Origin of the sequence: Streptomyces sp. NPDC090798 (assembly GCF_044768965.1) — a bacterium.
Classification (GTDB): Bacteria; Actinomycetota; Actinomycetes; order Streptomycetales; family Streptomycetaceae; genus Streptomyces.
In genome coordinates this window covers 1-12019 of record NZ_JBIVXA010000024.1, presented here as the reverse complement: position 1 = coordinate 12019, position 12019 = coordinate 1, and the positions used below count along the sequence as shown (strand labels likewise).

13 protein-coding genes are annotated in these 12019 nt (G+C 70.2%); 7 read left to right on the top strand and 6 right to left on the bottom strand.

Annotated features, from left to right (window positions below; all coding sequences use genetic code 11):
- Nucleotides 1-37: 37 nt before the first annotated feature.
- On the top strand, nt 38-745 hold the full coding sequence (locus tag ACIQTP_RS37310; RefSeq protein WP_402041953.1) for a LuxR C-terminal-related transcriptional regulator: 708 nt from the start codon (nt 38-40) through the stop codon (nt 743-745).
- 171 nt (nt 746-916) lie between these two features.
- Here ACIQTP_RS37310 and ACIQTP_RS37305 read toward each other — a convergent pair whose 3' ends face one another.
- The 4 genes from ACIQTP_RS37305 to ACIQTP_RS37290 all read right to left on the bottom strand — a co-directional run bounded on the left by ACIQTP_RS37305 (nt 917) and on the right by ACIQTP_RS37290 (nt 5166).
- A complete protein-coding gene (locus ACIQTP_RS37305) occupies nt 917-1360 on the bottom strand; it encodes a hypothetical protein (protein ID WP_403408341.1) in 444 nt (147 codons plus the stop codon).
- Between the two features lie 369 nt (nt 1361-1729).
- Nucleotides 1730-3010, bottom strand: a complete 1281-nt coding sequence (locus tag ACIQTP_RS37300) for an ATP-binding protein (protein WP_403408339.1) — start codon at nt 3008-3010, stop codon at nt 1730-1732.
- A gap of 122 nt (nt 3011-3132) precedes the next feature.
- Nucleotides 3133-3444 (bottom strand): hypothetical protein, encoded by a 312-nt coding sequence (locus ACIQTP_RS37295; RefSeq protein WP_402041961.1) that lies wholly within the window; start codon nt 3442-3444, stop codon nt 3133-3135.
- A gap of 42 nt (nt 3445-3486) precedes the next feature.
- Nucleotides 3487-5166, bottom strand: a complete 1680-nt coding sequence (locus ACIQTP_RS37290) for a sodium:solute symporter family protein (RefSeq protein WP_403408337.1) — start codon at nt 5164-5166, stop codon at nt 3487-3489.
- Between the two features lie 153 nt (nt 5167-5319).
- On the opposite strand from ACIQTP_RS37290, the gene galT reads away from it, so the two are divergent.
- The 3 genes from galT to galK are packed head-to-tail and all read left to right on the top strand — an operon-like array spanning nt 5320 to nt 8518.
- Complete coding sequence (gene galT / locus ACIQTP_RS37285; RefSeq protein WP_403408335.1) at nt 5320-6408, top strand: galactose-1-phosphate uridylyltransferase; 1089 nt, start codon at nt 5320-5322, stop codon at nt 6406-6408.
- Nucleotides 6405-7367, top strand: a complete 963-nt coding sequence (galE, locus tag ACIQTP_RS37280; RefSeq protein ID WP_403408333.1) for a UDP-glucose 4-epimerase GalE — start codon at nt 6405-6407, stop codon at nt 7365-7367. The genes galT and galE overlap by 4 nt, the downstream gene beginning before the upstream one ends.
- An 8-nt stretch (nt 7368-7375) precedes the next feature.
- The gene (galK, locus tag ACIQTP_RS37275; RefSeq protein WP_403408331.1) at nt 7376-8518 is read left to right on the top strand and encodes a galactokinase; all 1143 of its coding nucleotides are present in this window, start codon (nt 7376-7378) and stop codon (nt 8516-8518) included.
- A gap of 133 nt (nt 8519-8651) precedes the next feature.
- Here galK and ACIQTP_RS37270 read toward each other — a convergent pair whose 3' ends face one another.
- A complete protein-coding gene (locus ACIQTP_RS37270) occupies nt 8652-9107 on the bottom strand; it encodes a GNAT family N-acetyltransferase (RefSeq protein WP_403408329.1) in 456 nt (151 codons plus the stop codon).
- A gap of 256 nt (nt 9108-9363) precedes the next feature.
- Here ACIQTP_RS37270 and ACIQTP_RS37265 point away from each other — a divergent pair, with 256 nt between their 5' ends.
- A complete protein-coding gene (locus ACIQTP_RS37265) occupies nt 9364-10131 on the top strand; it encodes a response regulator transcription factor (RefSeq protein ID WP_054233027.1) in 768 nt (255 codons plus the stop codon).
- Here the strand turns inward: ACIQTP_RS37265 and tamR are convergent.
- Entirely contained in the window at nt 10090-10587 is a 498-nt protein-coding gene (gene tamR, locus ACIQTP_RS37260; RefSeq protein WP_054233026.1) for a MarR family transcriptional regulator TamR, read from the bottom strand. The two genes, ACIQTP_RS37265 and tamR, sit on opposite strands and share 42 nt — an antisense overlap.
- 119 nt (nt 10588-10706) lie before the next feature.
- Between tamR and ACIQTP_RS37255 the strand changes: the two genes are divergently transcribed.
- A complete protein-coding gene (locus ACIQTP_RS37255) occupies nt 10707-11516 on the top strand; it encodes a trans-aconitate 2-methyltransferase (RefSeq protein ID WP_403408326.1) in 810 nt (269 codons plus the stop codon).
- Nucleotides 11517-11520: 4 nt separating this feature from the next.
- Complete coding sequence (locus tag ACIQTP_RS37250) at nt 11521-11910, top strand: glyoxalase (protein WP_403408324.1); 390 nt, start codon at nt 11521-11523, stop codon at nt 11908-11910.
- Nucleotides 11911-12019: the final 109 nt, after the last annotated feature.

Here is a 12019-nt window from a genome sequence, read left to right as displayed (position 1 = left end):
CCAGTGGGGATGCTAGGGGGGACTGGGGGGTTGCTCGATGGGAGTGCGGCTCATGGTGGTCGACGACCACCGACTGCTCGCCGAGGCGTTGGCCTCGGCGTTGAAACTGCGGGGGCACCGGGTGCTCGCCGCGGCGGCGCCCGCCGCGGGAGCGGCGGAGCTGGTGATCACCAGGGCACCGGAGGTGTGCCTGATCGGCACGGCGACACCCGCCGAGCCGGGAATCTTCGACCCGGTGATCAGGATCAAACGGGAGCGTCCGCAGGTGGCGGTCCTGGTCCTGGGACCGGTCCCGAACCCGCGCGGCATCGCCGCCGCGTTCGCCGCGGGCGCGTCGGGCTACGTACGCCATGACGAGCGGATAGAGGGAGTCGAGCGCGCCATCATGAAGGCCAGGGCGGGCGAGGCGGCGGTCGCCCCCGCCCTGCTCCAGGGCGCCTTCAGCGAGTTGCTGAACCCCGCGGCCCAACCGGACGACGAGGGCCAGCGGCTCCTGCAGATGCTCACCCCACGCGAGGTGGAGGTCCTGGTGAGGGTCGCGGACGGCGAGGACACGAGGCTCATCGCGGCCGGCATGGGGATAGCTCCGTCGACCGCCAGGACCCATGTCCAGCGGGTGCTGATGAAGCTGGGGGTGGGCTCGCGCCTCGAGGCGGCCGCCCTGGCCGCGCGTACGGGCCTGCTGGACCGGGCGGGGCCGGTGACGGCGGGGCTCGGGAGTGCTGAAGACCCTCGGCCTACGTAGTAACCCCGCTGGGGTCGTGGCGAGTTGGCCGAAGTTCTCGGGGCTGGTACCCAAGAAGCGTTGGGTTCGACGGTGAAGAACCGTCGAACCCAACGCCACAACACCACACGCTCGGACCGCGATGTCAGGCGTGTTCGTGAGTCGCCGACCCGGTGCGCGGTGAACGGCCGGTCACGCGCAAGTGGTGGAGAGCTGCGCAGCGGTGGCGAGCACCGCGTTCAGCGCCGCGGTGATGTTGGCCGGGACGGGCGGGAGGGCCGCCAGCGCGGCGGTGAGGACGTGCAGTTGCGCCTGCAGTTGCAGGGCGAGGGCCGCACAGGTCGGCGGCGTCGGAGGCGCTGCCGGGAGGCACCCGGCGGCACGGAGCTGTGCGACCGTGACCTGGGCCGCGGCGACCGCCGTCTGGGCCGCGGCGACGTCGGGCGTCGGCGTGGCGGCCAGCGCCGTCGCGGCGGTCTGCAGCTCCGTGGAGAGCTGACCGCTCAGAGTGGCACAGACCGCCGGGGGTGTCGGGAGTGTCGGGGGCGTCGGGGGCTTGGGGCCCTTGGACTCCTGGACGACGGGCGTGATGGGCTGCGGGTCCGTGGCGGCGATGGCCGCCGGTGCTATAGCCATAGACAGGGATGCCAGGGCCGCGGCCGAGGCGACAACAGACCCGAAGCGCTTGAAATGGAACATTCCGCGCCTTTCTTCGTGTGTGTGAAGAAGTTGGGGAGATATCCCCGAGCCCAGGAGGCCCCGCGGCGTGGCCGGTGGCAACTCCGCATGTCCTGTTCACCCCGGGGCGCGGCAGCCGCCAAGGCCCTCACAGGGGACAAAGGTGCAGGTCAGAGGTGCGTGGAAGGGATGATTCGAGCGTGGGTGCTCGCTACTGTGAAAGAGCGACCACCCAGGGCGATCGTTCGCCGCGGCCTTGCCCTCGTGCGGGCCTGTGTCGATCTGTGGGCGTGGAACTCGACAACAGCCACATCCCGGAAAACGGCGTCACATGCGTACGTGGTGCTCGATGTCCTCCTTGAACTCAGCGAGCGCCTGTTCGGTGAGTGAGGGACGGGTGTCGACGATGGCGGCGAGGTAGTCCTCGGTGTCGGCCGGGGTGCCCTGGCGGTCGGTGATCTCGCGTTCGAAGGCGGCCTGGGCGCCCTTGCGGGCGGCGAACTCGATGTCGGCGGGGGTGAACATCTCGCTGGCCTCCACCAGCCGGTGCAGCCCGACCCCGTCGGCGGCCCGGCCCAGGTAGCGCCGCCAGATCGCTTCCCGGGCGGCCGCGTCGGGGGGACCGACCGGGATGACGTAGTCGAACCGGCCGGGGCGCAGGAACGCCGGATCGAGGGAGCGGACGGAGTTGGTGGCGCAGATCAGCAGCCGGTCGTCGTGGTCGCGGAAGCCGGGGATCAGCTTGAGCAGTTCGTTGGTGACGCCGTGGCCGGGGTCGACCGCCACACCTGAGCGGACGCCGGCGATCTCCTCGACCTCGTCGATGAACAGGAGCACGGTCTCCAGCCCCGCCAGCTCGTGGAAGGTGTCCCGCAGCGAGGCGGCCAGGCCCCCGGCGGAGCCCGCCGCGAGCCGGGACGGGAAGAGCTCCACGAACGGCCACTCCAGCCGGGAGGCGACGGCCCTCGCGAAGCTGGTCTTGCCGGTGCCCGGCGGCCCGAAGAGGATGACCGCCTTCGGCGGCGCCACCCCGTACCGGTCGGCCAGCGCGGGTTCGGCCAGCGGCAGCACGATCCGCCGCTCGATGGTCTCCTTCTCCCGCTCCATCCCCGCGAGGGCCGCCCACAGCCCGCCCGGCTGCACCCGCCCGCCCAGCTCCGCGAGCAGACCCGCGTCGCTCGCGCCGAGGTGCTCGACCTTCTCGTAGAAGACCAGTCCGCCCCGGGTCCGGTAGCCGGAGTTCTCCAGCGCCGCGGTTCCGGTGGCCCCGGGGGCGAGCAGCGCACCGATCCGGCGGATCCCCTGCGTGCGCAGGCGCCGCTCCAGCTCGGCGATCAGGGCGCTGCCGATGCCCCGGCTGCGCCAGTTCCCCGCGAGCGCCACCAGCGTGATCCAGGCCCGCTCACCCTGGGACTGTGCCACCGCCATGCCCACCAGGTCGTCGCCGACCACCGCGACCACCGCGGGGCCGCCGGCCCGGGCCACGGCCATGACCTCGGAGACGGGGAACACCGGAGGGGAGTCGTCCGTCTGCCGGTCCTGGTCCCAGATCTGGATGGCACGGTCCAGGTCGTCGTCGCGGAAGTCCCGCAGTCGCCATGTCGGCATGATTGCCACCTCGCCGACTACTCATTCTCCGCGCGGATCGAACCCCGGGCGACCGGACGGCCCGGGGCCCCTGATGAGCGCCTTGCGTTCCATACCGCTCCCACCAGCCGCGCGTACACCGACTACTCCGACGGAGGCTCCTCCTCGGGCATCGGCACCGGCGGTGGCAGTGGGCGCAGCCACAGCCAGACCAGGAAGAAGATGCCCAGGGCGAGCATGCCGAGGCCGGTCCAGAGGTTGATGTTGACGCCTTGGGCCTTGGCGAGTTCGGCGTCGGAGGCGGTCAGGCCCGCGAGGGTGACGATGACGCCGTAGACGACGAACAGGCCTCCGATGATGGTGCGGATGTCGAAGAGGCGGGTCGCGGTCGTGGACTGGTGCTCCAGCTCCGTGACCTCGCGCTGGACATCGCGGTCCGAATAATGGTCGGACATGGTTTCCTAAGCCTCCCTCGTCGGGACGAGATCAGAAGAAGATCAGAACGAGAACGGGATGTAGCAGGCCGCCGCCAGGATCAGCGCGCCCCAGCCCAGCAGCGCGGGCCTGCGGTACCACGCGTCGTCGCCCACGGCCGGCGGCTCGGCCATGCCGGGGGAGACGGTGCCGTAGACCAGGCCTTGGAGGTCCTCCGCCGGTTTGGGGGCCGTGAAGAGGGAGACCGCGACCATCACCACCGCGCCGGCCACGAAGCCCGCGATCGCCGAGACGAAGTTGGCGCCCTGGTCGGAGGGGATGGCGATGATCCCCTGCTTGTAGATGACGAAGTAGTTGACCATCGCCGCCGTCGTGCCTGCCAACAGGCCCCAGAAACCCGACTTCGCCGACGCGCGCTTCCAGAACATGCCGACGATGAAGGCCACGAACATCGGCACGTTGAAGAAGGAGAAGAGGGTCTGCAGGTAGGCCATGATGTTGGAGAAGGACGACGCCAGGAACGCCGTGCCGATCGACGCCAGGACGCCGATCACCGTGATCAGGCGGCCGAAGCGGACGTAGTAGGAGTCCTCCCGGTCGGTCACGACGTACCGCCGCCAGATGTCCGACGTGAACACCGTGTTGAACGATGAGACGTTGGCCGCCATGCCCGCCATGAAGGCCGCCAGGAGCCCCGTCACCGCGATGCCCAGCACGCCGTTCGGCAGCAGTTCCTGCATCAGGTACGGGACCGCGTCGTTGTACTGGAGGTTCGAGCCGCTCGTGCCGATCCTGGGGACCAGGACGGCCGCCACCAGGCCCGGGATCATCACCAGGAAGACGATGAAGATCTTGGGGAACGCCGCGATGAGGGGGGTGCGCTGAGCCGCCGACAGGTTCTTCGCCGAGAGCGCGCGCTGCACCTCCGCGAAGTTCGTCGTCCAGTAGCCGAAGGAGAGGACGAAGCCGAGGCCGAGGACGATGGTCAGCCAGTTCGCGCCCAGCGGGTTCACATGGCCGATGCCCGTACCGCCCCAGGCGGTGGTGAAGTCACCGCCGTGGGTCTTGTCGAGCGAGTGGGTCAGACCGTCCCAGCCGCCGACCCGCTTCAGACCGAGCGCGGCGATCGGGATCAGGGCCGCGAGGATCACGAAGAACTGCAGCACCTCGTTGTAGATCGCCGAGGACAGGCCGCCGAGCGTGATGTACGCCAGGACGAAGAACCCCGCGATCACGATCGCCACCCACTGCGGCCAGCCGAGCAGCGCCTCGACCACGATCGCGAGTGAGTACAGGTTGACGCCCGCGATCAGGATCGCCGCGAAGGCGAACAGGATCGAACTCAGCAGGTGCGCCGCCTTGTCGAAGCGCAGGAGCAGGAACTCCGGGACCGAGCGGACCTTCGAGCCGTAGTAGAACGGCATCATCACCAGGCCCAGGAACACCATGGCGGGGATCGCGCCGATCCAGTACCAGTGCACGGTGTAGACGCCGTACTGCGCGCTGTTCGCGGCCATCCCCAGGATCTCGGTCGCGCCGAGGTTGGCGGAGATGAACGCGAGGCCGGTGATCCAGGCGGGCAGCGAACGCCCGGAGAGGAAGAAGTCGAGGCTCGTTTTGACCGAGGCCTTGGCGGCGAAACCGATGCCGAGCACGACGACGAAGTAGATGCCGAGGATCGTGTAGTCGAGCCCGTTCGTGGGGAGCCGGAGCCCTGCGGCGAGGTATGTGGGGGCATGCATGCCCGTATCTATGCCCCATGAGTCCCACGACGCCGCTCAAGCTTCACACACACTCCCCAAACCCCCGCAGGCATTGACGTCCCTGTTGCTTTGTGGTTTGTTGTGTTCGGTTATGTTTGATGGTTGGGTGTGGTGTGGATGAGGAGTCCAGTGGTGAAGAAGACCTCGACCCGGCTTGCTGACGGTCGTGAGCTGATCTACTACGACTCGGGCGACAGCGCGGTGCGCGACGCGGTGGACCGCCGCCCGCTGGAGCCCACCGTCACCAGCTCCCAGGTGCGCCGCGACCCGCTGCTCGGCGACTCGGTCGCGATCGCCTCGCACCGCCAGGGGCGCACCTATCACCCCCCGGCGAACGAGTGCCCCCTGTGTCCCTCGCAGGGCGACCGGCTGAGCGAGATCCCGGACTCCTCGTACGACGTCGTCGTCTTCGAGAATCGTTTCCCCTCGCTCGCCGGCGACTCCGGACGCTGTGAGGTCGTCTGCTTCACCTCCGACCACGACCTGTCCTTCGCCGACCTCTCCGAGGAGCAGGCGGGGCTCGTCCTGGAGGCGTGGACGGACCGCACGGCGGAGCTGTCCCACCTCTCCTCCGTCGAACAGGTCTTCTGTTTCGAGAACCGCGGCGAGGAGATCGGCGTCACCCTCGGCCACCCGCACGGGCAGATCTACGGCTACCCGTTCACCACCCCGCGTACGGCCCTCATGCTGCGCTCGCTGGCCGCGCACAAGGAGGCCACCGGCGGCGAGAACCTCTTCGACGAGGTCGTCGCACGCGAGCTCGCCGAGGGCGACCGGATCGTCCTGGAGACCGAGCAGTGGGTGGCCTTCGTGCCGTACGCCGCGCACTGGCCCTACGAGGTCCACCTCTACCCCAAGCGGCGGGTGCCCGACCTGCTGGGGCTCGAGGAGGCGGCGCGCACAGAGTTCCCCCAGGTCTATCTGGAACTCTTGAGGCGCTTCGACCGGATCTTCGACGGGCCGGGTGGTGGGAAAGCAGGGAAGGGGGAGCCTCCGACGCCGTACATCGCCGCCTGGCATCAGGCGCCGTTCGGCGCGTTGGAGGAGTTCGAGGGTGTGAGCAGGGACGACTTCGCGCTTCACCTCGAGCTTTTCACCATTCGCCGCACTTCCGGCAAGCTGAAGTTCCTCGCGGGTTCCGAGTCCGGCATGAGCGTGTTCATCAACGACGTGCCGCCGGAAGCCGCGGCCCAGCGACTGCGAGAGGTAGCGAGTTCATGAGTGGGAAGTACCTGGTCACGGGTGGCGCGGGCTATGTCGGCAGCGTGGTCGCGCAGCATCTGATCGAGGCCGGTCACGAGGTGACGGTCCTCGACAACCTGTCGACGGGCTTTTGCGAGGGCGTCCCGGCGGGGGCTTCCTTCATCGAGGGCGACATCCGCGACGCCGGTAAGTGGCTGGACTCCTCGTACGACGCCGTGCTGCACTTCGCCGCGTTCTCGCAGGTCGGCGAGTCCGTCGTGAAGCCCGAGAAGTACTGGGACAACAACGTCGGCGGCACCATGGCGCTGCTGGCGGCGATGCGCGAGGCGGGCGTGCGCAAGCTGGTCTTCTCCTCCACGGCCGCCACGTACGGCGAGCCGGAGCAGACCCCGATCGTCGAGTCCGCGCCGACGAGGCCCACCAACCCCTACGGCGCCTCCAAGCTCGCCGTCGACCACATGATCACCGGCGAGGCGGCGGCCCACGGACTGGGCGCGGTGTCGCTGCGCTACTTCAACGTGGCCGGCGCGTACGGGGCGCAGGGCGAGCGCCACGACCCCGAGTCGCACCTCATCCCGCTCGTGCTCCAGGTCGCGCAGGGGCGGCGGGAGGCGATCTCCGTCTTCGGCGACGACTATCCGACGCCGGACGGCACCTGCGTCCGCGACTACATCCACGTGGCGGACCTGGCGGAGGCGCACCTGCTGGCCGTCGAGGCGGCCACCGCCGGTGAGCACCTCATCTGCAATCTCGGCAACGGCAACGGCTTCTCCGTCCGCGAGGTCATCGAGACCGTCCGCCAGGTCACGGGGCACCCGGTCCCCGAGGTGATGGCTCCGCGCCGGGCCGGGGACCCGGCCGTGCTCGTCGCCTCGGCGGCGACCGCGCGCGAGCGGCTCGGCTGGAACCCGTCCCGCGCGGATCTCGCGGGGATCGTCGCGGACGCGTGGGCGTTCGCTCAGAACAGGGAGCGGTAGGTAATTCGGTGGGCGTACGCGAGGGGTTCGAGGAGCTGTACGGGACCGAACCGGAAGGCGTCTGGGCGGCGCCCGGGCGGGTCAACCTGATCGGCGAGTACACGGACTTCAACGAGGGGTTCGTGATGCCGCTCGCCCTCCCGCACACGGCGGTGGCGGCGGTGTCGCGTCGCACGGACGGGGTGCTGCGGCTGCACTCCGCCGACATCGAGGGCCCGGTCGTCGAACTGCACGTCGACGAGCTGGCGCCGCTGACCAACACCAGCTGGGCCGCGTACCCGGCGGGCGTGGTGTGGGCGCTGCGCGAGGCGGGGCACGCGGTGACGGGCGCGGATGTGCACCTCGCCTCGACCGTGCCGACGGGGGCGGGCCTGTCCTCCTCCGCCGCTCTGGAGGTCGCGACGGCGCTCGCCCTCAACGACCTGTACGAACTCGGCCTCACCGGGCCCGAACTGGCCCGGCTCGCCCAGCGCGCCGAGAACGACTTCGTCGGCGTGCCCTGCGGGATCATGGACCAGACGGCGTCCGCGTGCTGCACCGAGGGGCACGCCCTGCACCTCGACTGCCGTGATCTGTCCATCCGGCAGGTCCCCTTCGATCTGGCCGCCCAGGGGCTGGAGTTGCTGGTCGTCGACACGCGGGTGAAGCACGCGCTGGGCGACGGTGCGTACGCCGAGCGGCGCGAAGGGTGCGAGGAGGGCGCGCGGCAGCTCGGGGTGTCGCATCTGCGGGATGTCGCGTACGAGGAGCTCGACGCGGCGCTCGCGCGCCTGTCGGACGAGCGCGTACGCCGCTACGTCCGCCACGTCGTCTCCGACGATCACCGGGTGGAGCGGGTCATCGCGCTGCTGGACGCCGGGGATGTCCGGGCCATCGGGCCGGTCCTCACGGAAGGGCACGCCTCGCTCCGGGACGACCTGCGGATCTCCTGCGAGGAGCTGGACCTCGTGGTCGCCACGGCCAACGCCGCGGGGGCGCTGGGTGCGCGGATGACGGGGGGCGGCTTCGGTGGCTCGGCGATCGTGCTGGTGGAGTCGGCGGATGTGGACACGGTGACGAAGGCGGTGACCGAGGCGTTCGGCTCCGCCGGTCATACGGCTCCTCGGGTGTTCCCGGCGGTGCCTTCGGCGGGCGCCCGGCGCTTGAGCTGACGCTCGGGTGCGTTCTTCGGCTGCGGGTGGGTGGGGGCTGGGCGCGCCCACGCGGCGAGCCGCATGATGTGACAGCCCCGCGCCCCCTAAAGGCCTCGGGGTGACCGGTGCTTGAAGGCGAGGTAGTCCTGGTTCAGGGCAAGCGCCTGGTCAGGGTGTATTCCGTGATTCCCGGTGGATAGTCGGGGATCACGCAGACCACCTCGTAGCCGTGTTTCTTGTAGAACTCGGGAGCCTGGAAGTCCCAGGTCTCCAGGCGGGAGTTGCGGCAGCCGCGCTCCTCGTGGGCGAGGCGCTCGGCCTCGGCGAGGAGCCGGCCGCCGAGGCCCGCGCCGCGGTGGGGGGCGTCCACCCAGAGGTACGTCACGTGCAGCCACGTCGTCCAGGTGTGCCCGACGAGCCCGCCCGCGAGCGCCCCGTCGACGTCCAAGGCCCAGACGTGGAGCGGAAGTTCCCGTTCGGCAGGGGTGCCGCGCAGCGCGCGGAGGATCGGGGACGCCTGCGTGTTCGTGTCGCGCAGTCGCCGGCGGAGCAGATCACGCCGGTCTTTGTCGTCTCCTGTCTCCATACGAAACATACGGCTCACCATAAACGCGCTGGCCAATCAGTTCTGCAAATTGCCTTCCGCTGCCCGTCCCCGGTCGTACCCTGTGAACAGCGCCGGTGGGGGCCGGTGCTGATCAGGGGGCGAGACAGTCGGGTACGACGCCCGAAGTGGGGGTAGCAGTTCCAGCACGGCGGCGGCCGTGCGGCTGCGGCACCCCGTTTTCCGAGTTCGAGCGGGCTCGGGATCACTTCGGGTGTCGTACCTGCGCCGGTCCGTCCCCCGACCAGTGGGGGTATCAGTGGTTCGCATCCGTGTCCTGGTCGTCGACGACCACCGCATCTTCGCCGAGTCGCTCGCCGCCGCCCTGGCCGCCGAGCCCGATGTCGACGTGTCCGCCGCCGGCAGCGGCCCGGCCGCGCTGCGCTGCCTGGAGCGGGCGTCCGCGGAGGGCCGCAGATTCGACGTGCTGCTCGTCGACGCCGACCTGGGCGGCAATCTGCCCGGCGCCCGTCCTGCCGTACCGGTCCAGGAGGGCAACGAGGACGGGCTCGTCGACGGCATCTCGCTCGTCGCGGGCGTCCGTTCGGGGCAGCCGAGCGTGCGCATCGTCGTGCTCGCCGAGAAGGACGATCCGCGCCGCGCCGCCCTCGCACTGCAGGCAGGCGCCTCGGGGTGGGTCGCCAAGGACTGTTCCCTGTCGCGGCTTCTGACCGTCATACGGGGTGTGCTGCGTGACGAGACGCATCTTCCGCCCGCCCTGCTCACGGGCGTACTGCGGGAGTTGACCGCCGCGCGCAAGCACCGCACCGAGAGTGAGCGGCTGGTCGAATCGCTCACGCCCCGGGAGCGGGAAGTGCTGCGGTGCATGGTCGCGGGGCTGGGGAGGAAGGCCGTCGCGGAGAGGCTGTTCCTCTCCCCGCACACCGTCCGGACCCATATGCAGAACGTGCTGGGGAAGTTGGGCGTCCACTCGACGCTCGCCGCGGTCGCCCTCGCCCGCCGGGCCGGGGTCGGGCCCGTCGACCTAGCCGGGGATGTTGTCGAACGGGGCGGTCAGCTGGCGTAGCAGGGACGCGAGTTCACCACGCTGCGCCTTGCTGAGTTCGGCCAGGATCGCGCGCTCCTGATCGAGGAGTCCGGCGAGCGCCTGGTCGGCGCGGTCGCGTCCCTCGTCCGTGAGGCGCACGAGTACGCCCCGGCGGTCGCTCGGGTCCGGGAGGCGCTCCACCAGACCCTTCTTCGTCAGCCGGTCGATGCGGTTGGTCATCGTGCCGGAGGTGACGAGCGTCTGCGTGAGCAACTGGCCGGGGGAGAGCTGGTACGGGGAGCCCGCGCGCCGCAGTGCGGTCAGCACGTCGAACTCCCAGGGCTCCAGGCTGTGCTCGGAGAACGCCAGCCGTCGGGCGCGGTCCAGGTGCCGGGCGAGCCTGCTCACCCGGCTGAGTACCTCGAGCGGTTCCACGTCGAGGTCAGGGCGCTCCCGGCGCCATGCTGCGACCAGCCGATCGACCTCGTCCTCCATGACGATCAGTGTAGTGGTTGTGTCGACATGAAGTCTCTTGATATCGATCCTCTCGGCACGGAGTTTCTTGATATCAAGTCTCTTGACATCGAGATAAGTGCGGGGGGAAAGTAGGAGACATGACCACTCCCACCTGGGACGCCACCCAGTACCTGCGCCACGCCGGCCACCGCGCCCGCCCGTTCATCGACCTCCTCGCCCGGGTCCCCGACCTCCCCGGCACCCCGCCCCGCGTCGCCGACCTCGGCTGCGGCCCGGGCAACGTGACCGTCCTCCTCGCCGACCGCTGGCCCACCGCGCGCATCACCGGGTACGACAACTCACCCGAGATGCTCGCCGGGACGCGGCAGTACGCCGGCCCCACGGCCGGCGGCGGACACCTCGACTTCGCCCACGCGGACGCGGGGACCTGGGCGCCCACGGAGACGTACGACCTGATCGTGTCGAACGCCGCGCTGCAGTGGGTGCCGGGACACGTGGAGCGGTTCCGCGACTGGGTGGCCGCGCTGGCGCCCGGCGGCACCTTCGCCTTCCAGGTCCCCGACAACATCGACGCGCCCCTGCACGCCCTGATGCGCGAGCTCGCCGCCTCCGCCCGCTGGAAGGACCGCCTCGAAGACGTCCTGCGGCACGAGGACTCCGTCCACGAACCGCTGGTCTACCTGGACCGGCTGGCCCGCCTCGGCTGCGCGGTGGACGTCTGGCAGACGACGTACGAGCAGATCCTGACCGGTGCGGATCCGGTACTGGACTGGGTGAAGGGCACGGGGCTGCGCCCGGTGCTGACGGCCCTCGCCGACGACCCGGAGGCCCGCGACGCCTTCGTCAGCGAGTACCGCGACCTGCTGCGCGACGCCTATCCGACCGCCCCGTACGGCACGGTGCTGCCCTTCCGCCGCCTGTTCGCCGTGGCACACAAGGAAGCGTGAGCGGATGCTCGCCGCCATCGACCACGTCCAGCTCGCGGCCCCGCCGGGCTCGGAGGACTGCCTGCGCGTGTACTACGCCGAGGTTCTCGGCATGACCGAGATCCGCAAGCCGCCCGTGCTGGCCGGCCGCGGCGGTTGCTGGTTCCGGGCGGGCCCCGTGCAGCTCCACCTGGGGATCGAGAAGGACTTCCGGCCCGCGAAGAAGGCCCACCCCGGGCTGCGCGTCACCGGCATCGAGACGTTCGCCGCCCGCCTGCGGGCCCACCAGGCCGAGGTCACCTGGGACGACAACCTCCCCGGCCACCGCCGCTTCTACTCCGAGGACCCCGTCGGCAACCGACTGGAGTTCCTGGAGCCACTCGGACCGATGGAGCAGCCCACGTCCGCGGCATGATCCACCGGACAGGACCTAGTAGTGCTTCGTTACGTTGAGTGATCTCGGCTGATCGTGGGCAGCTTCCCGGAGTGAGGTTGGGGGAAGTGGACCGGCTCCGGGGCGAGTT